General features: G+C 72.6%; 17 protein-coding genes, 1 tRNA gene, 1 other RNA gene and 1 pseudogene. 16 read left to right on the plus strand and 4 right to left on the minus strand.

The genetic code is table 11. The features are described from left to right. From HUN59_RS06970 to HUN59_RS06990, 5 genes and pseudogenes are all read left to right on the plus strand, one after another. A pseudogene (locus HUN59_RS06970) lies at positions 1–277 on the plus strand (pyridoxal-phosphate dependent enzyme); the annotation flags it as partial. Positions 278–469: 192 nt separating this feature from the next. After that, positions 470–1,834, plus strand: coding sequence for a cystathionine beta-synthase (locus tag HUN59_RS06975; RefSeq protein ID WP_174779413.1), 1,365 nt, complete (start codon positions 470–472; stop codon positions 1,832–1,834). Positions 1,835–1,895: 61 nt separating this feature from the next. Continuing rightward, on the plus strand, positions 1,896–3,041 hold the full coding sequence (locus HUN59_RS06980; protein WP_174777941.1) for a cystathionine gamma-synthase: 1,146 nt from the start codon (positions 1,896–1,898) through the stop codon (positions 3,039–3,041). Between the two features lie 105 nt (positions 3,042–3,146). After that, complete coding sequence (locus HUN59_RS06985) at positions 3,147–4,535, plus strand: MFS transporter (RefSeq protein WP_174777942.1); 1,389 nt, start codon at positions 3,147–3,149, stop codon at positions 4,533–4,535. A 5-nt stretch (positions 4,536–4,540) separates the two neighbouring features. Continuing rightward, the gene (locus HUN59_RS06990) at positions 4,541–5,095 is read left to right on the plus strand and encodes a substrate-binding domain-containing protein (RefSeq protein WP_174777943.1); all 555 of its coding nucleotides are present in this window, start codon (positions 4,541–4,543) and stop codon (positions 5,093–5,095) included. Positions 5,096–5,127: 32 nt separating this feature from the next. Here the strand turns inward: HUN59_RS06990 and HUN59_RS06995 are convergent, their stop codons facing one another. Next, a complete protein-coding gene (locus HUN59_RS06995; RefSeq protein ID WP_174777944.1) occupies positions 5,128–5,706 on the minus strand; it encodes a TetR/AcrR family transcriptional regulator in 579 nt (192 codons plus the stop codon). A 299-nt stretch (positions 5,707–6,005) separates the two neighbouring features. Here HUN59_RS06995 and HUN59_RS07000 point away from each other — a divergent pair, with 299 nt between their 5' ends. Continuing rightward, positions 6,006–7,262: a multidrug effflux MFS transporter gene (locus HUN59_RS07000; RefSeq protein ID WP_174777945.1), complete on the plus strand. Its 1,257-nt coding sequence runs from the start codon at positions 6,006–6,008 to the stop codon at positions 7,260–7,262. Between the two features lie 58 nt (positions 7,263–7,320). Then, positions 7,321–9,339: a helicase HerA-like domain-containing protein gene (locus HUN59_RS07005; RefSeq protein WP_174777946.1), complete on the plus strand. Its 2,019-nt coding sequence runs from the start codon at positions 7,321–7,323 to the stop codon at positions 9,337–9,339. 68 nt (positions 9,340–9,407) lie between these two features. Here HUN59_RS07005 and HUN59_RS07010 read toward each other — a convergent pair whose 3' ends face one another. Both HUN59_RS07010 and HUN59_RS07015 read right to left on the minus strand, forming a co-directional pair. Then, positions 9,408–10,052, minus strand: a complete 645-nt coding sequence (locus HUN59_RS07010) for a hypothetical protein (RefSeq protein WP_174777947.1) — start codon at positions 10,050–10,052, stop codon at positions 9,408–9,410. 316 nt (positions 10,053–10,368) lie between these two features. Beyond that, positions 10,369–10,456, minus strand: a tRNA-Ser gene (locus HUN59_RS07015). Positions 10,457–10,578: 122 nt separating this feature from the next. On the opposite strand from HUN59_RS07015, the gene pta reads away from it, so the two are divergent. Together pta and HUN59_RS07025 are read left to right on the plus strand one after the other, a co-directional pair. Further along, entirely contained in the window at positions 10,579–12,687 is a 2,109-nt protein-coding gene (pta, locus tag HUN59_RS07020; RefSeq protein WP_174777948.1) for a phosphate acetyltransferase, read from the plus strand. A 52-nt stretch (positions 12,688–12,739) separates the two neighbouring features. Beyond that, entirely contained in the window at positions 12,740–13,936 is a 1,197-nt protein-coding gene (locus HUN59_RS07025) for an acetate/propionate family kinase (protein WP_114849676.1), read from the plus strand. A gap of 119 nt (positions 13,937–14,055) precedes the next feature. Here the strand turns inward: HUN59_RS07025 and HUN59_RS07030 are convergent, their stop codons facing one another. Beyond that, complete coding sequence (locus HUN59_RS07030; protein ID WP_174777949.1) at positions 14,056–14,730, minus strand: NAD(P)H-binding protein; 675 nt, start codon at positions 14,728–14,730, stop codon at positions 14,056–14,058. Between the two features lie 36 nt (positions 14,731–14,766). Here HUN59_RS07030 and ffs point away from each other — a divergent pair. The 7 genes from ffs to HUN59_RS07065 all read left to right on the plus strand — a co-directional run bounded on the left by ffs (position 14,767) and on the right by HUN59_RS07065 (position 23,634). After that, positions 14,767–14,863, plus strand: an RNA gene (gene ffs / locus HUN59_RS07035) — signal recognition particle sRNA small type. Positions 14,864–14,947: 84 nt separating this feature from the next. Beyond that, positions 14,948–17,722: a DNA polymerase III subunit gamma and tau gene (locus HUN59_RS07040; RefSeq protein ID WP_174777950.1), complete on the plus strand. Its 2,775-nt coding sequence runs from the start codon at positions 14,948–14,950 to the stop codon at positions 17,720–17,722. Continuing rightward, positions 17,722–18,321 carry a recombination mediator RecR gene (gene recR / locus HUN59_RS07045; protein WP_058743291.1) on the plus strand — a complete coding sequence of 200 codons (600 nt, stop codon included), beginning with the start codon at positions 17,722–17,724 and terminating at the stop codon, positions 18,319–18,321. Before HUN59_RS07040 ends, recR begins: the two co-directional genes overlap by 1 nt. Before the next feature lie 166 nt (positions 18,322–18,487). Then, positions 18,488–19,753: an aspartate kinase gene (locus tag HUN59_RS07050; protein WP_058743290.1), complete on the plus strand. Its 1,266-nt coding sequence runs from the start codon at positions 18,488–18,490 to the stop codon at positions 19,751–19,753. A gap of 31 nt (positions 19,754–19,784) precedes the next feature. After that, positions 19,785–20,834: an aspartate-semialdehyde dehydrogenase gene (locus HUN59_RS07055; protein WP_174777951.1), complete on the plus strand. Its 1,050-nt coding sequence runs from the start codon at positions 19,785–19,787 to the stop codon at positions 20,832–20,834. A gap of 112 nt (positions 20,835–20,946) precedes the next feature. Beyond that, positions 20,947–22,434: a malate:quinone oxidoreductase gene (locus HUN59_RS07060; RefSeq protein ID WP_174777952.1), complete on the plus strand. Its 1,488-nt coding sequence runs from the start codon at positions 20,947–20,949 to the stop codon at positions 22,432–22,434. 51 nt (positions 22,435–22,485) lie between these two features. After that, a complete protein-coding gene (locus HUN59_RS07065) occupies positions 22,486–23,634 on the plus strand; it encodes an Rv2578c family radical SAM protein (RefSeq protein ID WP_174777953.1) in 1,149 nt (382 codons plus the stop codon). Positions 23,635–23,717: the final 83 nt, after the last annotated feature.

A 23,717-nucleotide genomic window follows, 5' to 3' on the forward strand; every position in this document is an offset into this window, starting at 1 on the left:
GGCCGAGGCCTCCGGCGACCTGCGGCCCGGCGGGACGATCGTCGAACCGACCTCGGGGAACACCGGGGTCGGGCTGGCGCTCGTCGCCCAGCAGCGCGGGTACCGGTGCGTGTTCGTCCTGCCGGACAAGGTCGGCGAGGACAAGCGGAACGTCCTCACCGCGTACGGCGCCGAGATCGTCGTCACGCCCACCGCGGTCCCGCCGGAGCACCCCGAGTCGTACTACTCCGTGTCGGACCGGCTCGTGCAGGAGATCCCCGGCGCCTACAAGCCGCGCCTCCAGGCCGGATCTCCGCCCACCTCCCGCCACCTGCCCGCCCCGCCGCGCCGAGCGGACGGCCGATCCCACACCCCTCACGTGGTGACCGTGGTCCGTCCAGGAGGTCCTGCAGGCCCAGGCCCAGGTCCGCCTGCAATCCCGCGTCGCATCCCAGCGGGTCGCCCGGGGGTGCCGCCTAGACTCGCCCGCGTGCGTTACGCGAACTCCGTCGTCGACCTCGTCGGCGACACCCCGCTCGTCCGTCTGAACCGCGTCACCGAGGGCATCCGGGCGACCGTCCTGGTCAAGGTCGAGTACCTGAACCCGGGCGGCTCGTCGAAGGACCGCATCGCGACGCGGATCATCGACGCGGCCGAGGCCTCCGGCGACCTGCGGCCCGGCGGGACGATCGTCGAACCGACCTCGGGGAACACCGGGGTCGGGCTGGCGCTCGTCGCCCAGCAGCGCGGGTACCGGTGCGTGTTCGTCCTGCCGGACAAGGTCGGCGAGGACAAGCGGAACGTCCTCACCGCGTACGGCGCCGAGATCGTCGTCACGCCCACCGCGGTCCCGCCGGAGCACCCCGAGTCGTACTACTCCGTGTCGGACCGGCTCGTGCAGGAGATCCCCGGCGCCTACAAGCCGAACCAGTACGCGAACCCGAACGGCCCGCGGAGCCACTACGAGACCACCGGTCCCGAGATCTGGCGCGACACCGAGGGGCAGATCACGCACTTCGTCGCCGGCGTCGGCACCGGTGGCACCATCTCCGGCACCGGCCGGTACCTCAAGGAGGCCTCGGACGGTCGCGTCCGGATCGTCGGTGCGGACCCGGAGGGCTCGGTCTACTCGGGCGGCACCGGGCGGCCCTACCTGGTGGAGGGCGTCGGCGAGGACTTCTGGCCAGCCGCGTACGACGCCGGCATCCCGGACGAGATCATCGCCGTGACGGACGCCGAGTCGTTCGCGATGACCCGCCGCCTGGCGCGCGAGGAGGGCCTGCTCGTGGGTGGGTCGAGCGGCATGGCCGTGGTCGCCGCGCTCCGGGCCGCGCAGGACCTGACCGAGGACGACGTCGTCGTGGTGCTCCTGCCGGACGGCGGCCGGGGCTACCTCGGCAAGATCTTCAACGACCGGTGGATGCGCTCGTACGGCTTCGCCGAGACCGACGACGCGCGGACGGTGGGGTCCGTCGTCGCGGGCAAGGACGGCCGTCTGCCGGACCTCGTGCACGCGCACCCGTCGGACACCGTGCGGGACGTCGTCGAGATCATGGCGACGTACGGCGTCTCGCAGATGCCGGTCCTGAGCGCCGAGCCGCCCGTCGTGATCGGCGAGGTCGTCGGTGCCGTCGCCGAGAAGGACCTGCTCGAGCAGGTGTTCACCGGCGCTGCCGCGATGACGGACGCAGTGTCCGACTTCGTCGGGGACCCGCTCCCGCTCATCGGCACGGGGGAGTCCCTGTCCGCGGCCCGGCGGGCGCTCGAGTCCGTCGACGCCCTGCTCGTCGTCGACGACGGCAAGCCGGTGACCGTGCTGACCCGGCACGACCTGCTGACCTCCCTGTCCGAGTGACCCGGGCCGCGCACCGACGCGGCCCCGACCACGACCCCGAGCTGCAAGGAACCCCGATCGCATGACCGAGTTCGACACCCGCGCCGTCCACGCCGGCCAGGACCCCGACGCCACGACCGGCGCGGTGATCCCGCCCATCCACGTCACGAGCACCTACGTGCAGGACGGGGTGGGGAACATGCGGAACGGCTACGAGTACTCGCGCGGCGGCAACCCGACGCGGGACGCCCTGCAGACGCTCCTCGCCGACCTGGACGGCGGGGTCGCGGCGTACTCGTTCGCGTCCGGGCTGGCCGCCGAGGACGCCCTGCTCCGCGCGTACCTGGAGCCCGGCGCCCGCGTGGTGATGGGCAACGACGTCTACGGCGGGACGCACCGCCTGGTGAACCGGCTGCACGTGCCGTGGGGCGTCGAGCTCGTCGTCGTCGACATGAGCGACGTCGACCGGGTCCGCGCCGCGCTCGAGGGCGCCCCCGCGAAGACGGTCCTGTGGGTCGAGACCCCGACGAACCCGCTCATGAAGATCGCCGACATCGCGCTGCTGTCCGAGGTCGGGCACGCCGCCGGTGCGCTCGTCGTCGTGGACAACACGTTCGCCTCGCCGTACCTGCAGCAGCCGCTCGCGCTCGGCGCCGACGCGGTGTCGTACTCCACGACGAAGTACCTCGGCGGCCACTCCGACGTCGTCGGCGGTGCGGTCGTGCTCCGGGACCGGGAGTTCGCGGAGCAGGTCGGCTTCCTGCAGTTCGGTGCGGGAGCGATCGCCTCGCCGTTCGACGCCTTCCTGACCACCCGTGGCATCAAGACGCTGCCGCTGCGGATGGAGCGGCACTCCACGAACGCGCAGGCCGTCGCCGAGGCGCTCGTGTCCGCCCCGGGCGTCGAGCGGGTCTTCTACCCTGGCCTCGCCGACCACCCCGGACACGACGTCGCCGCGAAGCAGATGCGCGGCTTCGGCGGCATGCTCTCGGTCGCGCTGACCGGGGGCCCCGAGGCGGCGAAGCGGTTCGTCGAGTCGACCGAGGTGTTCACGCTCGCCGAGTCGCTCGGCGGGGTCGAGTCGCTCATCGGGTACCCGAGCGAGATGACACACGCGTCCGTCAAGGGCACGGAGCTCGCGGTGCCGGAGAACGTCGTCCGTCTGTCGGTGGGCATCGAGGACGCCGGCGACCTGGTGGCGGACGTCCTGCAGGCGCTGGCGCGCTGACGTCGCGGCGCGCTGGCGCGCGCGCAGGGCGGACGGGAGGATCGTGGCGACGCCGCCACGATCCTCCCGTCCGCCCCGTCCGAGGTCACCGGTAGCGTGACGGGGGTGAGCAGCGTGGCGACGACGACCGGGATCCTCAGCGGGCGCTACGCGCTCGCGACGATCGGCATGATCGCCATCGTGGGCGTCGCGGCGTTCCAGAACCTGGCGATGACGACGGTCATGCCGGAGATCAGCCGTGACCTCGACGGCGAGACGCTGTACGCGCTCGCCTTCGCGGCACCCCTCGCCGCGGGTGTCCCCGGGATGGTGCTCGCGGGGAACTGGACGGACCGGTCCGGCGGTCGCGTCGTCGCGTGGGTCTCGGCCGCGCTCTTCGCGCTCGGCACCGCGGTCGTGATGCTGGCGCCCACGATGGAGGTGTTCCTCGTCGGGCGGCTCGTCGAGGGCTTCGGTGCCGGGGCGATCGACGTCGTGCTCTACGTGCTCGTCGCGCGGATCTTCCCTGCCGAGCTGCACGGCCCGGTGTTCGCCGGGTTCGCCGCGGCGTGGGTCGTCCCCGCGCTCGTCGGGCCGGCGGTCGCGGGCATCGTGACCGAGACGTGGGGCTGGCACTGGGTGTTCGCCGGAGCGCTCGTCATCGCCGTGGTGTCGTTCGCCCTGCTCGTGCCGACCCTCGGGAGGCTGCACGCCCCGGCCGCCGCGCTCCGACCGGTGTGGCAACGCACCAGGATCGGCTGGTCCGTCGGCGCGGCGGTCGCGATCCTGCTCCTCAACGTCGCCCCGGACCTCGGCCCGTGGCCGCGCGTCGCGGCGGTCGTCGTCGGGGTCGTCGGCACGTGGGCGGCGCTCCGTCCGCTGCTGCCGACCGGGACGTTCCGTGCGGCGCCCGGGCTGCCGAGCGTGGTGCTCCTGCGAGGGCTCGTCGCGGCGGCGTTCTTCGGGAGCGAGGCCTACGTGCCGTTCCTGCTGCAGTCGCGGCACGGTCTGTCGGCGTCGACGGCGGGCCTCGCGCTGACCGTCGCCGCCCTGAGCTGGGCCGGTGCCAGCTGGGTGCACGGACGCGTCGGCGAGGAACGCCTGACGGCCGCCAGGACGTTCGGTGTCGGGCTCGCCCTGGTGCTCGTCAGCCTGGTCACGGCGCTCGCGGTCGCCTGGTTCGACCTGCCGTGGTGGGTGCTCGTCGTCGGCTGGTTCGTCGGCGGCGCCGGCATGGGCGGGCTGTACCCGCGGGCGTCGATGCTGACACTGCGCTTCTCGGGCGAGGGCGACGACGGGTTCGCGAGCTCGGCGCTGACGATCGCGGACGCCTCGGGCAGCGTCGTCGGGCTCGCGGTCACCGGGTTGCTGTTCGTCGGCAGCGGGGGAGCGGACGCCGCGTGGTCGTTCCCGCTCGTGTTCCTCGCGATGATCGTGATAGCGCTGCTCGCCACCGCGGCGGTCCGACGGCTCGGCCCGGTGCCGCCGCCGGCGGATGCCCAGCGGGTAGCGTGACGCTCGTGCGCATCGGGGTCGGGGCCGTCGTGGCGGTCGTGGTGGGGGCGGCCCTCGTCGCCCTGACCGGTTGCCAGGGACCCACGACCGCGGCGCCGACGCCCGTGCAGAGCTCGGACCTGACCAGCTCGGACGGCGGCTTCGACCGGCACGCCGTGGTCGGGGTGGTCCTGCCCGCCGCGGACGGCTCGCTCGGCACGGCTCTGGGCGACCGGCTCGACGCGGCGGGGTTCCGGTCGGACGTCCGGGTGGCGCCCGAGCAGGACGGCGCGGCGGCCCAGCGCGAGGCGGTCGACGCGCTCGTCCGGGGTGGCGCGAAGGCGGTGCTCGTCCGCGCGGTCGACGCCTCGGCCCTGACCGGGGTGCTCCAGACCGCGCACGACGCCGGCGTGGTCGTGGTGTCCCTCGGCGGTTCCCTGCCCGCGAGCGGGACCGGGGGCGACGGGGTGTCCGCCGACTACCGGGTGCCCGGCGACGACGACGAGGACGCGCTCGTCGACACCACGGTCGACGTGGTGCGGTCGCTGCAGCGCGGCGAGAAGCCGACGGTCAGCGACTGACGGTCAGCGATCGACGACCGGGACCGTGGTGGTCAGTGCCACCAGGACGGGAACGACAGCGTGATCGTCTCGACGAGCGACCTGCGCGACCGCCGGGGCCCGGCGAGCCAGGCCTCGATCGCGCCGACGAACCCCTGCGCGACGAACCCGGCCGCGACGTCGTCGAGCATGGTCGGGCGCTCGGTGGGGAGCTCGCGGATGTGCTGCGCGCTCGAGACGGTGAAGTGCTCGACGAGGAGCCGGTGGAGCGAAGCGTCCTCGGTGTCCGGCAGCCCCTTCGCGTAGATGTCCCGGTGGGACACCACGTGCTCGACGACCGCGTCGATCCCGCGACGGGTGATCGCCGCGAGCTCGTCGGCACTCGCACCACGGGCGGCAGCCGTCCGGCGGGCCTCGGCGTCGTCCTCGCGGATGCGGTCGAGCTCGGGCGTGAGCACGTCGGCGAGCAGCGACCCGGGGGAGACCGCGTGCGAGTAGAAGGTCGCACGGTTGATCCCGGCCGCGCGCGTGACGTCGGCGACGGTGATCGTGGACACGGGGCGGTCGGCGGCCAGCCGCAGGATCGCCTCGCGCAGGGCTGCGGTGGTGTGCAGGATCCGTGCGTCGACCACGGTCCCACCCCCTTCTCGCCGAGTCCGGTGCCCGGTCCGACCGGGTGTCGACGAGCACGGTCGACGCTACCGTACGGCGACCGCCCGGACGGGACGGAGAGCGCGGTGTGACGCGACGGATGTGATGCGGGAGGTTCCGGGAGCGCTCACGCAGCCCGTAGGATGGTTCCGTGGGCGAATCGATTCGATTCGACTCGGCCGGGTCCGCCCGGTGCGACCCCGCTCTCCCGGCGCCGGGCAACCACGGCGCCCGTGATCACCTCCCTCTCCCGTCTCTCCTGTCGAAGGACCGCTCGCTCGTGACCGCGCCCGCCACCACTGGTTCGCTCCGCGTCGTGCTCCACCCCGGTGACTCGCTCACCCGGGGGCAGCGCCTCGTCTACGTCTTCGTGCTCGGCGCGCTCACCGCGCTCGGGCCGTTCACCATCGACCTCTACCTGCCGGCGTTCCCGTCGCTCAAGGAGCAGTTCGGGGTCTCCGACGGCGCCGTGCAGCTCACGCTCACGGCGACGACGCTCGGGTTCGCGATCGGTCAGCTGCTGGTCGGCCCGTGGAGCGACAAGGTCGGTCGTCGCCTGCCGCTCATCATCGCCACCACGGTGCACATCGCGGCGTCCATCGGAGCGGCCACCGCGCCGGACATCGAGCTGCTGGCCGTGTTCCGCGTCCTGCAGGGCATGGGTGCCGCGGCGGGTGGTGTCGTCGCGATGGCCACCGTCCGCGACCTGTTCGGCGGCAAGCCCCTCGTGCGCATGCTGTCCCGCCTGGCGATGGTGAACGGCCTCGCACCGATCCTCGCGCCGCTCATCGGCTCGCAGATGCTCCGCTTCACCAGCTGGCGCGGCATCTTCGTGTTCCTCGCCTGCTACGGCCTGGCCGTCGTGATCGCGTCGATCCTGCTCATCGTCGAGACGCTGCCGAAGGAGCGCCGGCACGAGGCCGGTCACTCCACCGTCGGCCAGCGGTACAAGGCGCTGTTCTCCGACCGGATCTTCGTGGGCGTCGCGCTCATCGGAGCGATGGTGTTCAGCGGCCTGTTCTCGTACCTCAGTTCGTCGCCGTTCCTGTTCCAGGGCGTCTACGGGCTCAACGCGCAGCAGTACGGACTGCTCTTCGCGGTGAACTCCATCGGCGTCGTCGTCGGCGTGCAGATCTCCTCGCGGATCGCGCAGCGTGTCGGCCCGCAGTGGATCCTCGCCTGCTCGACCGCGACCCTGTTCCTGGCGTCGGTCGCGATCATCGTGCTCGACGCGCTCGGTGCCGGACTGGTCGGCGTGCTCGTGCCGCTCTGGTTCTTCATCGCGGCGTGCGGCTTCTCGTTCCCGCTCGTCCAGGTCATCGGCCTCGCCGCGCACGGCAAGGAGGCCGGCACCGCCGCCTCGCTCCTCGGCGCCCTGAACTTCGGTGTCGCCGGGCTCATCTCGCCGATCGTCGGCTGGCTCGGCATCGAGACCGCGGCGCCGATGGCGGCCGTGATGGCGTGCACGGCGGCGGTGGCGATCGTCCTGCTCTGGGCCGTGGTCCGTCCCCGCACGGTCCCCTCCCTCACGCACTAGTCACTCCCCGTCGTCGTGCGGCCGGACCGGCGTCGGTCCGCGTCCGTACGCTGTGGCCATGAGCGACGACGCGGTGGAGCAGGCGAGGGCAGCGGCGGCGGCGGCGCAGGCCGCCGCCGAGGAGGCGCGTCGGCTCGCCGACGAGGCCGCACGGCGGGCCGAGGAGCTCGCCGCAGCGCTGAGCCGGACCGCGGCAGCGGCGCTCGCCGAGCCGGCAGCGACGACTGCCGAGCCGACCACCGCGCCGTCGGGCCCGGCCGCCCCGGTAGCCGAGCCGACGGCGAGCACGGGCACCGAGCCTCCCGTCCGGCCCGACACCCGACCCGGCGACCAGGCGAGCCCGCCGCCCACCGCGCCACCCGCCGGACCGCTCGGCACGGACGCCGTGGCGGCCGTCCGTGCCGGGTACGCCGTCGGCGGCACCGCCCTCGAACTCGGCGCGCTCGTCAACGGCGAGGCGCTGCCGGACGTCCAGGTACGCATCCCGCTCGGCATGCTCAACCGGCACGGGCTCGTCGCGGGTGCCACCGGCACGGGCAAGACCCGCACCCTGCAGCTCCTCGCCGAGCAGATCGCCGCGGCTGGTGTGCCGGTGTTCGCGGCGGACGTCAAGGGCGACCTGTCCGGCCTCGCGACCCCCGGCCAGCCGAACGACAAGCTGCTCGCGCGCACGGCGGGCATCGGTCAGCAGTGGCAGGGTGTCGGCAGCCAGGCCGAGTTCTACGCCCTCGGCGGCGTCGGCACGGGCGTCCCGGTCCGGGCGACGGTGTCCGGGTTCGGGCCGCTGCTGCTCGCGAAGGTGCTCGGTCTCAACGAGACGCAGGAGTCGTCGCTCGGGCTCGTCTTCCACTACGCCGAGCAGGCCGGGCTGCCGCTCGTCGACCTGTCCGACCTGCGGAGCGTCCTCACCTACCTGACGAGCGACGCGGGCAAGGGCGAGCTCGCGGACCTCGGCGGTCTGTCGAAGCAGACGGTCGGCGTGATCCTGCGCGAGCTCGTCACGTTCGCCGACCAGGGCGCCGACGCGTTCTTCGGGGAGCCGGAGATCGACACCGCCGAGTTCCTCCGGACCGCTCCGGACGGCCGCGGGATCGTGAGCCTGCTCGAGGTCCCCGGCGTGCAGGACCAGCCGCAGCTGTTCTCGACGTTCCTGATGTGGATGCTCGCGGACCTGTTCAACGAGCTGCCCGAGGTCGGCGACCAGGACAAGCCGAAGCTCGTGTTCTTCCTCGACGAGGCGCACCTGCTGTTCACGGGTGCGTCGAAGGACTTCACCGAGCAGGTCGTCCGCACCGTCCGGCTGATCCGTTCGAAGGGCGTCGGCGTGTTCTTCGTCACGCAGACGCCGAAGGACGTCCCGAACGACGTGCTCGCGCAGCTGGGGTCGCGCATCCAGCACCAGCTCCGCGCGCACACGCCCGACGACGCGAAGGCTCTCCGCGCCACGGTGTCGACCTACCCGACGAGCGAGTACGACCTCGGCGAGGTCCTGACCTCGCTGGCGACGGGTGAGGCGATCGTGACCGTGATGAACGAGCGTGGTGCGCCCACGCCGGTCGCGTGGACGCGCCTGCGCGCGCCGCAGGGTTCCATGGAGCCCCTGCCGGGGGCCGACCTGGAGGCCCGGGTCACCTCGTCCCCGCTCCTCGCCCGGTACGGCACCCGCGTCGACCCCGACTCGGCGCACGAGATCCTCGCGCGCCGGATGGAGGCCGCGGCCGCCGAGGCCGCCGCGGCGGAGGCGGCGGAGCACGCCGCGTCCGCGCAGGCCGAGGCCGAGAAGGAGGCGGCGCGGGCCGCCGCGGCAGCCGCGAAGGAGGCGGCGGCACGGGCGAAGCAGGACGAGCGGGAGCGTCGGACCGCGCAGCAGGAGTACGAGCGCACGCAGCGGGAGTTCGAGCGCGCGGAGCGGGCGGCCGAGTCGCGGCGGAGCGGGCGTTCGTCACGGTCGTCGCGGACGTCGACCTCGCGGCGGTCGGGGGACCCGCTGTCGGACCTGCTCGGTCCGGGGCTCGGCGGGACCATCGCCAAGGAGGTCGTGAAGGGGATCTTCTCGACCCTGCGACGCCGGCGCTGAGGGACGGCGCGGCCGGTCGGCGAGCTTCGGCGAAGCGGTCGGTCAGCGTGCTCGGGCGGCGCGGACGGTCAGCGGGCGAGGAGCCCGATCGTCTCGACGGCGAGGACCCCGACGACGATGAGCGCCGCTGCGCCGCCTGCGACCGCGATCCCGGCACGACGCTCGTACCAGGCGCGGCTCGACGGCCAGCGGCGGGCGACCTCGCGCGCCGGCAGGACGCGGCCTTCGCGGTCCACCCGGACGTCGAGCACGTCGACCACTCGCTCGAGCGCCGCGTCGCCCCAGACGTCGCCGCGCATGCGGAACAGGTGCTCGCCGTCGGCGTCGAACGCCAGGAGCGTCCGGACCGGGCGGTCGGCCGTCCCGCGCTGCGTCGTGACGAGGACGAGGTGGTGCACCCGGGCCCGCGGGATGCGTCGGTTCGCGGTGACCACGCCGTGCAGCACGACGTCGTCCTCGTCGATCCCGAGGAACGCCGAGCCGAGCCGCACGAACAGCACGCCGGCCAGGACGGCGAGGAGCAGGACGAAGCCGGCCACGAGCGACCACCAGCGCATCGGGAGGGTGACCCAGACGAGCGCGACGACGAGTGGGACGGCGGAGCAGACGACGCTCAGGGCGGTGGAGCGGACCAGTGCGCGACGGGGCCGGAGCACCGTGTCGAACACCGGCGCGCGCAGTCGTCCCGTCGCCGGTACCGTCGCGTCCCCCACGTGGGTCTCCTCGCCCTCGGGTGCGCGGGCAGCGTCGACCGCACGCCCGTCGAGCGACGCCCCTGCCGCCCGGTTGCACCGTGTCCGACCCGTCCCGGGGTCGTCCGTGAGCACAGACTAGGGCCTCGGCGGGGCCGGAGGACAGTGCGTTCCACTGCGCAGCGGCGTGTTCCGGCCACCCCGTTGCGGACGGGGGGCACGATGGTCGGCCTGACGGGGGACACGGGCGTCGACGGGCGCCACCGGAACGACGAAGGGCACCCGCTCGGCGGGTGCCCTTCGTGCTCCTGACAGGTACGGCCCTGGTCGGAGCTGCTGGCGGAGAATGGGGGATTCGAACCCCCGAGGGCTTGCACCCAACACGCTTTCCAAGCGTGCGCCATAGGCCACTAGGCGAATTCTCCAGGCGACATCTCGCGATGACGACACCCCATGGTACAGGTTCCCGAGGGTGTGGATGACCACGAGCCTCCACAGCCCCGCCGGCTCCCAGAGGGCCCGTCGAGCGCGCGACTACCCTGGAGGTGTGTCGACCCGCATCTACATCACGTCAGCAGAGGGGCACACCGGCAAGAGCACCGTGGCCCTCGGTGTCCTCGAGACCCTCGCCCGATCCGTCGGTCGCGTCGGCGTGTTCCGACCCGTCGCCCGGTCGGTCGCCGAGCCCGACTACGTGCTCGAGCTGCTCCTGCAGCACACCGCCGTCGGGCTCTCCTACGACGAAGCCGTCGGCGTCACATACGACGACGTCCACGCGGACCCCGAGGCCGCGCTCGGCACGATCCTGTCCCGCTTCGCGCAGGTCGAGCGGCAGTGCGACGCGGTCGTGGTCCTCGGGTCCGACTACACCGACGTGGGCAGCCCGACGGAGCTGTCCTTCAACGCGAAGGTCGCGGCGAACCTCGGGGCGCCCGTGCTGCTCGTGCTCGGCGGCCGCGACTCCGCCGAGCGGGGGGCGCGCACGGCCGAGGCGATGGCGCAGGTCGCCGACGTCACGACGAGCGAGCTCCGCGCGGCACACGCCCAGCTCCTCGGCGTGGTGGTGAACCGTGCCGACCCGGACGCGCTCGCGGCGATCGTCGCGAGCGTCGAGCACGCGGTGCGCGACGACCACCCGGACACGCCCGTCTGGGCCATCCCCGAGGACCGAGTGCTCGTCGCACCGACCGTCCGGGCCCTGCTGCAGGCGACCGGCGCGACGCTCGTCCGCGGGGACGAGGCACTGCTCGACCGCGAGGCCCTGGGCACCGTCGTCGCCGGCATGAGCATGGAGAACGTGCTGCCCCGGCTCATCGAGGGCGGGATCGTGGTCGTGCCGGGGGACCGCAGCGACGTGCTGCTCGCCACGGTGCTCGCGAACCAGTCCGAGACCTTCCCGAGCCTGGCCGGTGTCATCCTGAACGGCGGGTTCGAGACCTCGCCGCAGATCACCCGCCTGCTCGAGGGCCTGTCGAGCTCGCTGCCGATCGCCCGGAACGACCTCGGCACGTACGACACCGCGCTCCGGATCACCCACACCCGCGGGCGGCTCGCGGCGGACTCCCCGCGGAAGGCCGACCTCGCGCTCGCGCTCTTCGAGCAGCACGTCGACGCCGACGCCCTGCGCGACCGGCTGCAGCTCACGCCGTCCGGCGTCGTGACGCCGCTCATGTTCGAGCACGGCCTGCTCGACCGGGCCCGCGGCTACGGCAAGCGGATCGTCCTGCCCGAGGGCGACGACGACCGCATCCTGCACGCCGCGTCCACGCTGCTGCAGCGTCAGGTCTGCTCACTGACGATCCTCGGCGAACCCGCCGCGATCCGTGCCCGCGCGACCGAGCTCGGGCTCGACCTCGAGGGTGCGCAGCTCATCAGTCCGTTCGACCCCGAGCTCCGCGAGCGCTTCGCCGAGGAGTACACCCGGCTGCGGGCGCACAAGGGCATGTCGATCGAGCTCGCCCGCGACACCGTCACGGACGTCTCGTACTTCGGCACGCTCATGGTGCAGCTCGGGTTGGCCGACGGCATGGTGTCCGGCGCGAAGCACACCACGGCGCACACCATCCGGCCGTCCTTCGAGATCATCAAGACCCGGCCGGACACGTCGATCGTGTCGAGCGTCTTCCTCATGGCGCTGGCCGACCGCGTGCTCGTGTACGGCGACTGCGCGGTGATCCCGGACCCGACGAGCGAGCAGCTCGCCGACATCGCGATCTCGTCGGCCGAGACCGCGGCGCAGTTCGGGATCGACCCGCGCGTGGCGATGCTCAGCTACTCGACCGGGGACAGCGGCACCGGGGCGGACGTCGACAAGGTCCGCGCGGGCACCGCCTTCGTGCGGGAGCGTCGCCCGGACCTGCTCGTCGAGGGCCCCATCCAGTACGACGCCGCCGCCGACCCGACCGTCGCGAGCACGAAGATGCCGGACTCGCCGGTCGCCGGCCGGGCGACGGTGTTCGTCTTCCCGGACCTGAACACCGGCAACAACACCTACAAGGCCGTGCAGCGCTCGGCGGGTGCCGTGGCCATCGGTCCGGTGCTCCAGGGCCTGCGCAAGCCGATCAACGACCTGTCGCGGGGCGCCCTCGTCGGCGACATCGTGAACACCGTCGCGATCACCGCGATCCAGGCCGGCACCGCGACCGACGCGGCCTGACCGACCGACCCGCACCGCGCCTCCAGTCCGTCCCGAGAAAGGCACCACCCCAGTGACCGCAGCCCTCGTCGTGAACTCCGGTTCGAGTTCGTTCAAGTACCAGCTCATCGAGCTCGAGGGCGAGCGCACGCTCGCCTCCGGGCTGGTGGAGCGCATCGGCGAGTCCGCCGGCGCGTGGAAGCACACGAACGCGGTGACGGGGGAGTCGTCCTCGAACGACGCCGCCGACGTCCCGGACCACGCGGCGGGCTTCCAGGCCATGCTCGACGCGTTCGCGAAGGTCGGACCCTCGTTCGACGAGCACCCGCCGGCGGTCGTCGGCCACCGCGTGGTGCACGGCGGGACCACGTTCGACCGGGCGACGGTCGTGACGGACGAGGTCGAGGAGCAGATCGAGGCGCTGAACAGCCTCGCGCCGCTGCACAACCCGGCGAACCTCGAGGGGATCCGGGCCGCGAAGCAGGTCTTCGCCGACGTCCCGCACGTCGCCGTGTTCGACACCGCGTTCCACCAGACGATGCCGCCGCACGCGTACACGTACGCGATCCCGGCCGACCTCGCCGAGAAGCACCAGATCCGGCGCTACGGCATGCACGGCACGAGCCACAAGTACGTCTCCGAGCAGGCCGCCGCGTTCCTCGACCGCCCGCTGTCCGAGTTGAAGACCATCGTGCTGCACCTCGGCAACGGGGCCTCGGCCGCGGCGATCGACGGCGGTCGCTCGATCGAGACCTCGATGGGCCTGACCCCGCTCGAGGGCCTGGTGATGGGGACCCGCTCCGGCGACCTCGACCCCGCCGTCCTGCTGCACCTGCACCGCGAGGCCGGACTCGACTTCGACGAGCTCGACACGATGCTCAACAAGCAGTCGGGCCTGCTCGGGCTCACCGGCAACGGGGACATGCGGGACGTGCAGGACGCGGCGTCGCGCGGCGACGAGACCGCCGAGGCGGCGCTCGCCGTGTACCGGCACCGGATCCGCCGGTACGTGGGGGCCTACACGGCGCAGCTCGGTGGGCTGGACGCCGTGGTCTTCACCGCGGGCGTCGGGGAGAACAACGCGCTGCTGCGCCGGCGCGTGCTCGCGGGGCTCGAGCACCTGGGCATCGAGGTCGACGCGGACCGGAACGAGTTGGCCTCACGGGAGGCACGGCGCATCTCCACGGACGCGTCGCGTGTCGCGGTGCTCGTCATCCCGACGAACGAGGAGCTCGAGATCGCCCGGCAGTCGGCTGCGGTCGCGCTGTAGCTCGCGGCGGTCGCGCGCGAGACGCCCCCGAACGCGCGAGACGCCCCCGGATCCGGGGGCGTCTCGGCGGTTCAGGGGCGTCGAAGCAGCGCGGGGGCGTCTCGTTCGTGCGGATCGGGTCAGCCGAGGGCGTGCAGGGCGGCGGGGATCGGTGTGTTGCCGCTCGTCACCTCGAACTGCACGCCGACCGCAGAGTCGTCGAGGAGCGCGTGCAGCACGACCGCGGCGACGTCCGCACGGGGGATCGACCCGCGCGGCACCGTGCGCCCGACGGCGATCGTGCCCTGCGGCGGTGTGTCGAGGAGCGCACCCGGACGGACGATCGTCCAGCGCAGGTTCCGCGCGCGGATGTTCGCGTCCGCCTCGGACTTCGCGCGCAGGTACACCTGGAAGACGTCGTCCTCGGAGCGGGCGGGCACGACCGCGCGCTCCGGGTCGTACGAGTCGGCCGCCATCGCCGAGATCATCACGTAGCGGTCGATGCCCATCCGCTCGGCGGCGTCGGCCAGGAGCAGTGCTGCGTCCCGGTCGACGGTCTCCTTCCGCTCCGCACCGCTGTTCGGGCCGGCACCGGCCGCGAACACCACCGCGTCGACCCCGCGCAGGCGCAGGGCGAGTTCGTCGTCGTCGACCTGCTCCAGGTCCACGACCAGCGCGGTGGCACCCTGCTGCTCCACGTCGGCGCGGTGCGCGGGGTTCCTGATGACGGCGACGGCGTCGTGGCCGGCGTCGGTGACGAGGCGGGCGAGGAGCAGGGCGATCTGTCCGTGTCCTCCGGCGATGGCGATCTTCATGTGTCCGATACTGCCCGTCGCGTCCGGTAGACTTCCGGAGGCTCCTCACGTGACGCCATCCAGGCCAACTCCCCCAGGGCGGAAACGCAGCAAGGGTAACCGGGCTCTGGCGGGTGCGTGAGGAGTCTTCTTCGTTCCCGGAGGGCTCTCGGACGGCCCCGTCCACAGCCTCGGTGCGACGGCTGGTGGTGTCGGCCGTCCCGGCTACCCTTGGTCCGTGGTCACCGCCCTGTATCGCCGTTACCGGCCCGAGAACTTCGCCGAGCTGATCGGGCAGTCGCAGGTCACCGACCCGCTGCGGACCGCGCTCCGGACGAACCGTGTCAACCACGCGTACCTGTTCAGCGGGCCACGCGGCTGCGGCAAGACGACCTCGGCCCGCATCCTCGCGCGCTGCCTCAACTGCGCCGAGGGCCCGACGGACACCCCGTGCGGTGTCTGCCCGAGCTGCGTCGAGCTCGCCCGCGGGGGCAGCGGTTCCCTCGACGTGATCGAGATCGACGCGGCGAGCCACAACGGTGTCGACGACGCCCGCGACCTGCGCGACCGCGCCGTCTTCGCGCCGGCGCGTGACCGCTTCAAGATCTTCATCCTGGACGAGGCGCACATGGTGACGCCGCAGGGCTTCAACGCGCTGCTCAAGCTGGTCGAGGAGCCCCCGGAGCACGTCAAGTTCATCTTCGCGACGACCGAGCCCGAGAAGGTCATCGGCACCATCCGGTCGCGGACCCACCACTACCCGTTCCGTCTCGTGCCGCCGGCCACGATGCTCGAGTACGTCGAGCAGCTCTGCGCGCAGGAGTCCGTGTCGGTCGCGCCGGGCGTCCTGCCCCTGGTGGTCCGGGCCGGTGGCGGATCGGTGCGTGACACCCTGTCGCTGCTCGACCAGCTCATGGCGGGGAGCGAGGACGGCGCCATCGCGTACGAGCGTGCCGTCGCCCTGCTCGGCTACACCGACGCGGCACTGCTCGACGACGTGGTCGACGCGCTCGCCGTCGCGGACCCGGCATCGGCGTTCGCGGCCATCGACCGCGTCGTGCAGACCGGTCAGGACCCGCGACGCTTCGTCGAGGACCTGCTCGAGCGGCTCCGTGACCTGATCGTCGTCGCCGCCACGAACGAGAGCGCGGCGGCGGTCCTGCGCGGCATCTCGCCCGAGGAACTCGACACCATGACCCGCCAGGCCGGGGTGTTCGGGGCAACGGCGCTGTCCCGGGCGGCGGACATCGCGAACCGCGCCCTGACGGACATGACCGGTGCGACCTCACCGCGGCTGCACCTCGAGCTGATGACGGCGCGCATGCTCGTGCCCGAGGCCGACGACACCCAGCGCGGGGCCCTCGCCCGTGTGGAGCGGCTCGAGCGCCGTGTCGGTGTCGGCGACGCGGGTGGACACCAGGGCGGTCCGACGGCGGACGCGGCTCCTGCCGCTCCGACCCGGACGGCGCCGCCTGCCGCTCCGCAGCGCACCGCAGCTCCGGCGCCCGCGTCGACCGGTTCGCCTGCGTCGACCGCTGCGCCCGCGCAGTCGGCGGCTCCTGCAGCGAGCCCGCGCTCGACCGGTGAGCCGTCGTCCGGCAACGGATCTGCCGCCCCCGGGGACGCCGTGCGTGACGCCGCCGCAGCGTGGGGAGCGGTCGCACCGAGCACCCCGCAGCCCGCGCAGCAGCCGCACGCCGAGCGCCCGTCGACGGATGTCCCGGCCGCCCCGTCCGCTCCGTCCGCTCCGTCCGGCACGGCCAACGCCTCGTCGACCGGGCAGGGCACGGCGGTCGGCGACGAGCCCGTGGTCCGTCCCATCGCGGCCGTGGGCTTCCAGCAGCTCCGCGACGCCTGGCCGCAGGTCGTCGAGCACGTGCAGAAGGCCCGTCGGTCGGCGTGGTCCGTGGTCGTCACGGCGCAGGTCACGGCCCTGCGTGAGGACGTGCTCACCCTGACGTTCCCGAGCCAGCAGGACGTGGCGTCCTTCAAGGAGATGTCCGATCCCGCGACGAGCGTCAGTGAGCTCCTCCGCTCGGCGATCATCGACGTCCTCGGACTCCGGGTGAAGTTCGTCGCCCGCGGGCCCGGGCAGCACCAGCAGCAGCAGCCGAACGGTCAGCAGCGGGCTCCGCAGCAGCAGATCCGGCAGCAGCAGGCCCCGCAGCAGGCGCAGCAGGCCCCGCAGCAGGCGCAGCAGGCGGCGGCGCCGGAGCGTCGTGCCCCCGAGCCGAAGCCCGAGCCCGAGGTCGCGGCGCCGCGGGCCCAGGCGCCGCAGGCTCCGGTGCAGCAGCAGGCGCCCCAGGCTCCCGCGGCACCGACTCCCGCGCCTCAGCCCGCGGCGACACCGGCACCGGCGTCCAGCAGCCCGGTCACCGACTGGGCGGTTGCCACCATCCCAGCGGCTGACCCGACGCCCGCACCCGCCGCCCCGGCCGGACGAGCGGAACCGAGCTGGTCGGCGCCCTTCGGCACGACGGACACCGGCGAGCCCGTCACCCCCGTCCCGGTCGTCGGCGACCCCGCCGCCGACGCAGCGCTCGCTGCGCAGCTGCGTCCAGCCTCGGCGCTCGGCGGAGGCGCCTCCGCGACGCCGCGCCCGCGTGCCGAGTCCGCCCCGGCCGCCGCACCGGCGGCAGCCGAGACGTCGGCGTCCGCACCCGCTGCGCCCGACACCACGGCGACCCGGTCCGACGTGCCCGTCGACGACTACCCCCTCGACGACGAGCCGTACGACGACGGCGCCCCGTTCCCCGACCCGGGCACCGGAGTGCCGGCCGCGGCGCCGACACCGCCCGCAGCGGCGTCCGGCCAGCAGCAGGGCGCTGCCCGACAGCAGGGCGCCGCCCAGCAGCAGGCCGCACCCCGACAGCAGGCCGCCCGGCCGCAGCCGACCACCACACCTCCGGCCCGTCGCGCCCCCGTCGCGGGACGCTACGGCGAGGCCGTCGTCCGTGAGATCCTCGGTGCCCAGTTCATCGAGGAGACCGCCCTGCACGAGGAAGGCGCCTGATGTACGACGGCATCGTCCAGGACCTGATCGACGAGTTCGGTCGCCTGCCCGGCATCGGCCCGAAGTCCGCGCAGCGGATCGCGTTCCACATCCTGCAGACCGAGTCGTTCGACCCGAGCCGCCTGGCGGAGCTCCTGGCCGACGTCAAGGAGAAGGTCCGCTTCTGCGAGGTCTGCGGCAACGTGACCGAGTCCGAGCGCTGCAGCATCTGCCGCGACCCCCGTCGTTCGCCGACCGTGATCTGTGTGGTGGAAGAGGCGAAGGACGTCGCCGCGATCGAACGGACGCGCGAGTTCCGCGGGCTCTACCACGTGCTCGGCGGTGCGATCAGCCCGATCGACGGTGTCGGTCCGGACGACCTGCGCATCCAGCAGCTCATGACGCGCCTGGCCGACGGCACGGTGGACGAGGTCATCATCGCGACCGACCCGAACCTCGAGGGCGAGGCGACGGCGACGTACCTGAGTCGTCTGCTCGTCCCGATGGGCATCCGGACGACGCGACTCGCGTCCGGTCTGCCCGTGGGCGGCGACCTGGAGTACGCCGACGAGGTCACACTCGGACGGGCCTTCGAGGGTCGTCGCCTGGTCGGCGGCTGAGCACGACGCCACCGGCCGGCACGCACCCGCCGCGCGGCTCCTCACGCCCAGCAGCACGCAGGATCCTTGCGTCCCACCCCGTTCCGACGCAACATCCGCGGAACACCCTCTACCATTGTCGAACCGCGTCACATCGCGGATCCGTCGTCCCCGGGAGTACCAAGCAGTGGCCTTGATCGTGCAGAAGTTCGGTGGATCGTCCGTCGCGGACGCCGAGAGCATCAAGCGCGTGGCGAAGCGGATCGTCCAGACGAAGAAGGCCGGCAACGACGTCGTCGTCGCGGTCTCGGCGATGGGCGACACCACCGACGAGCTCGTCGACCTCGCGCACTCGGTGACGCCCATCCCGGCTGGTCGTGAGCTCGACATGCTGCTCACGGCGGGGGAGCGCATCTCGATGGCCCTGCTCGCGATGGCGATCAAGAGCCTGGGCGTCGAAGCCTCGTCCTACACCGGTAGCCAGGCGGGCATGCTCACCGACGCCCAGCACGGCAAGGCCCGCATCGTCGACGTCACCCCGAAGCGCGTGCGCGAGGCGCTCGACGCCGGCCACGTCGCGATCGTCGCGGGCTTCCAGGGCTTCAACCGCACGACCGGCGAGATCACCACGCTCGGTCGCGGCGGCTCCGACACCACGGCCGTCGCCCTCGCCGCCGCGCTCGACGCCGACGTCTGCGAGATCTACACCGACGTCGACGGCATCTTCACCGCCGACCCGCGCGTGGTCCCGAAGGCCAAGAAGGTCGACCGGATCACGAGCGAGGAGATGCTCGAGCTCGCGGCCTCCGGCGCCAAGGTCCTGTACATCCGTGCCGTCGAGTACGCCCGTCGGCACGGCGTCACCCTGCACGTCCGCTCCTCCTTCAGCAACGCCGAGGGAACCATCGTCTACAACCCTGCAGAGGGGGAAACCGTGGAAGAACCGATCATCACCGGGATCGCCGGAGACCTCTCCGAGGGCAAGATCACCGTCGTCGGCGTGCCCGACACCCCGGGCAAGGCCGCCGAGATCTTCACGATCGTGGCCCGTGCCGGCGCGAACATCGACATGATCGTGCAGAACGTGTCCGAGGCCGTCACCGGCCGCACGGACATCTCCTTCACGCTGCCGAAGGACCAGGGCCAGGGCGTACTCACGGCGCTCGAGGTCGCGAAGGCCGACATCGGCTACGAGGGCATCCAGTACGACGACCAGATCGGCAAGCTCGCCCTCGTCGGTGCGGGCATGCGCACGAACGCCGGCGTCTCCGCCGCGCTCTTCCGCGCCCTGCACGAGGCGTCGATCAACATCGAGATGATCTCGACCTCGGAGATCCGCATCTCGGTCGTCACCCGTGCCGACACCCTGAACGAGGCGATGCGCGTCGTGCACGCGGCGTTCGGCCTCGACGCCGACCAGGAAGCCGTCGTCTACGCCGGCACGGGCCGCTGACCGCGGTCCCGCGAACGAGCAGGAGCACCACATGAGCACCACCGTCGCCGTCGTCGGCGCCACCGGTCAGGTCGGCGCCGTGATGCGTCGCCTCCTCGAGGAGCGCGCGTTCCCGGCCGACCGCGTCCGGTTCTTCGCGAGCGCCCGGTCCGCCGGCACCACGCTGCCGTTCCGCGGCGAGGAGATCGTCGTCGAGGACTCCGAGACCGCCGACCCGTCCGGCATCGACATCGCGCTGTTCTCGGCGGGTGCCACCGCCTCGCGCGCCCTCGCGCCGAAGTTCGCCGCTGCGGGAGCCGTCGTCGTCGACAACTCCAGCGCCTGGCGGATGGACCCGGACGTCCCGCTCGTGGTGAGCGAGGTGAACCCGCACGCCATCGACCAGGCGCCGAAGGGCATCATCGCGAACCCGAACTGCACGACGATGGCGATCATGCCCGTGCTCAAGGTCCTGGACACCGAGTCCGGTCTCCGCCGACTCGTGGCCACGACGTACCAGGCCGTGTCCGGGTCCGGGCTCGCCGGGGTCGAGGAACTGCTCGGCCAGGCCAAGGCCGCCCTCGAGCAGGACGCCGTGGCGCTGACCCACGACGGCTCGGCCGTGACCTTCCCGGAGCCGGTCAAGTACGTGCGTCCCATCGCGTTCGACGTCGTGCCGCTCGCCGGCTCGATCGTCGAGGACGGCGAGGGTGAGACCGACGAGGAGAAGAAGCTCCGCAACGAGAGCCGGAAGATCCTCGAGCTGCCCGACCTGCTCGTCGCCGGCACCTGCGTGCGCGTCCCGGTCTTCACCGGGCACTCGATCTCGGTGCACGCCGAGTTCGACCGTCCGCTCTCGCCCGAGCGCGCGACGGCGATCCTCGCCGAGGCGCCCGGCGTCGAGCTCGCCGACGTGCCGACGCCGCTGCAGGCCGCCGGGCAGGACCCGTCGTTCGTCGGCCGGATCCGGGCCGACCAGTCCGCGCCCGCCGGTCACGGCCTCGCGCTCTTCGTGAGCAACGACAACCTGCGGAAGGGCGCCGCGCTCAACGCGGTGCAGATCGCCGAGACGATCGTCGCCAGCCGCACCGTCGCCGCGTAGCGGCCGGGGAGGGACCAGAAGACGGACGGGAGGCACGTGGCGGGTTCGCCACGTGCCTCCCGTCCGTCTGTCGGTCGGCTCGCACCCGGCCGCACGCCGGTAGGATCGACGGGTGGCAGTGAAGCAGGTGGACCCCATCGACGTCGTCCTGGTCGGGGGAGGGATCATGAGCGCCACGCTCGGCGCGATCATCCACCGGCTCGAGCCCACGTGGCGCATCCGCGTGTACGAGCGGCTCGGATCGGTCGCGCAGGAGTCCTCGAACCCGTGGAACAACGCGGGCACCGGGCACTCGGCGCTCTGCGAGCTGAACTACACGCCCGAGCTGCCCGACGGACGGGTCGAGATCGCGAAGGCCGTCACGGTCAACGAGCAGTTCCAGGTGTCACGGCAGTTCTGGGCCCACCTCGTCGAGACCGGTGCGCTGCCGGAGCCCTCGAACTTCATCAACCCGACGCCGCACATCTCGTTCGTCTGGGGTGCTGACAACGTCGAGTACATGCGGAAGCGCTGGGAGGCGCTCAAGGACCACCCGCTCTTCGCGGGCATCGAGTTCTCGGACGACCCCGCGCAGATCCGGCAGTGGGCACCCGCGCTCATCCCGGGGCGCAAGAAGGACCAGCCGATCGCGGCGACGTACTCGGCCGCGGGCTCCGACGTCGACTTCGGGTCGCTGACGCGCCAGCTCTTCGACGAGCTCGAGATCGCCGGCGTCGAGTTCGAGCCGTCGCACCAGGTCCGGAAGATCACCCGCTCGACGGTGTCCGAGGGCTGGGTCCTCGACGTCCGCAACGAGATCGGTCGCTCCACGCAACGCATCGCGGCGAAGTTCGTCTTCGTCGGCGCGGGCGGCGGAGCACTCCACCTGCTGCAGAGGTCCGGCATCCCGGAGATCCGCGGGTACGGCGGGTTCCCGGTGTCCGGCGAGTTCCTCCGGACCGACGAGCCCGAGGTCGTGCAGAAGCACGCGGCGAAGGTGTACGGCAAGGCGAGTGTCGGCGCTCCGCCGATGTCCGTCCCGCACCTCGACACCCGCATCGTCGACGGCAAGGCGTCGCTCATGTTCGGCCCGTACGCCGGGTTCAGCCCGAAGTTCCTCAAGCAGGGCTCCGTGCTCGACCTGTTCCGCTCGATCCGACCGCACAACCTGCGTCCGATGCTCAGCGTCGCGTTCTCCAACTTCGACCTCGTCCGCTACCTCGTCGGGCAGCTGCTCGCGTCGAAGCAGACGAAGTTCGACGCCCTCCGCGAGTTCATGCCGACGGCCGAGCCGGACAACTGGCACCGGATCACCGCCGGGCAGCGTGTCCAGGTGATCAAGCCCGACCGCGAGAAGGGTGGCGTGCTGCAGTTCGGGACCGAGGTCATCACGTCGGCCGACGGGTCGATCGCGGGTCTGCTCGGTGCGAGCCCCGGGGCGTCCACCGCGGTGCCGATCATGCTGTCCATGCTGCAGCGGTGCTTCCCGGACCGCTGGGCAGGCTGGGAGCCGACGGTGCGCGAGATGGTGCCGACGTACGGCACGGACCTCGGCTCCGACCCGGCGCTCGCGGACGAGACCCTCGCGCGGACCGCGAAGGTGCTCGGGCTGCACCACTGACCCGGGCTCGCCCGGCTTGACCGCCGTTCGAACGTGTGTTCGAATGGCGGCATGCGGTGGAGTGGACAGGCGATCGACGCGGAGCGGACCGACGCGCTCCCGGGGCTCGCGTCGAACAGCGGGCTCGTTCGGAGCGTCACGACGCCGGAGTTCGCGGGGGTCACCTTCCACGAGGTCCTGGCGAAGAGTGCCCTGAACCGTGTGCCCAGTGCCGACGGTGCCGGTACCTACGGCTGGACGATCAATCCGTACCGCGGGTGCAGCCACGCGTGCGTGTACTGCTTCGCCCGGCCGACGCACACGTACCTGGAGTTCGACGGCGGCGCGGACTTCGACCAGCAGATCGTCGTGAAGACCAACGTCGCCGACGTGCTCCGCCGCGAGCTCCGCCGACCGAGCTGGCAGGGGCACCCGGTCGCCCTCGGCACGAACACCGACCCGTACCAGCGCGCCGAGGGCAAGTACCGACTGATGCCGGGCGTGATCCGTGCCCTCGCCGAGTCCGGGACGCCGTTCAGCATCCTGACGAAGGGCACGCTGCTCCGACGTGACCTGCCCCTGCTGGCCGAGGCCGCACAGCAGGTACCGATCGACCTGGCGATGTCGATCGCGGTGTACGACGACGCGCTGCAGCAGCAGGTCGAGCCGGGCACCCCGACGACGGCGGCACGGTTGGCGACCGTCCGGGCGATCCGGGACGCGGGCCTCGACTGCTCGGTGTTCCTGATGCCCGTGCTGCCGTTCATCACCGACACCCGGGCACACCTCGACGACGCGATCGGGCGGGCGGCCGCGGCTGGTGCGACGAGCGTCATGTACTCGGCGTTGCACCTGCGGCCTGGGGTCAAGCCGTGGTGGTTCGCGTGGCTGCAGCAGACCCGCCCGGACCTGGTCGCGCGGTACCGGTCGATGTACCTCGACAACACGTACGCCCCGAAGGACTACCGCCGGTGGCTCGCGGAGCGGGTCCGTCCCATCCTGCGCGCCCACGGGGTCGCGGTCGGTCGGGTCGACCCGGCGACCGGCTCGATGGGGTTCCGCGACCGCGAGGAACGGCTGCGCACGATCCCGACCGGGCGCACGGCCTCGCCGCTCGACGAGCAGTCGCGTCCGTCGGTGTCGCCGCTGCAGCGCGCGGACCCCGGCTGGGGGCATCGGACAGCCAGCGTCGGTGCGGCGTCCGGGCCGACCTTGTTCTGACGCGAGTGCGCTTCCGCGTTCGGGGGACACCGAGTGTCGGTGATCGGCGGTAACATCGGGCGGGTCGCCGAACGGTGCTCGTT

It is taken from the genome of Curtobacterium sp. Csp2, from assembly GCF_013347165.1.

What these genes read in the sequence shown, in the direction of transcription:
- HUN59_RS06980 (WP_174777941.1), top strand. Translation starts at nt 1,896, where the DNA reads ATGACCGAGTTCGACACCCGCGCCGTCCACGCCGGCCAGGACCCCGAC.
- HUN59_RS07005 (WP_174777946.1), top strand. Translation starts at nt 7,321, where the DNA reads ATGAGCGACGACGCGGTGGAGCAGGCGAGGGCAGCGGCGGCGGCGGCG.
- HUN59_RS07030 (WP_174777949.1), bottom strand. Translation starts at nt 14,730, where the DNA reads ATGAAGATCGCCATCGCCGGAGGACACGGACAGATCGCCCTGCTCCTC.
- recR (WP_058743291.1), top strand. Translation starts at nt 17,722, where the DNA reads ATGTACGACGGCATCGTCCAGGACCTGATCGACGAGTTCGGTCGCCTG.
- HUN59_RS07055 (WP_174777951.1), top strand. Translation starts at nt 19,785, where the DNA reads ATGAGCACCACCGTCGCCGTCGTCGGCGCCACCGGTCAGGTCGGCGCC.
- HUN59_RS07065 (WP_174777953.1), top strand. Translation starts at nt 22,486, where the DNA reads ATGCGGTGGAGTGGACAGGCGATCGACGCGGAGCGGACCGACGCGCTC.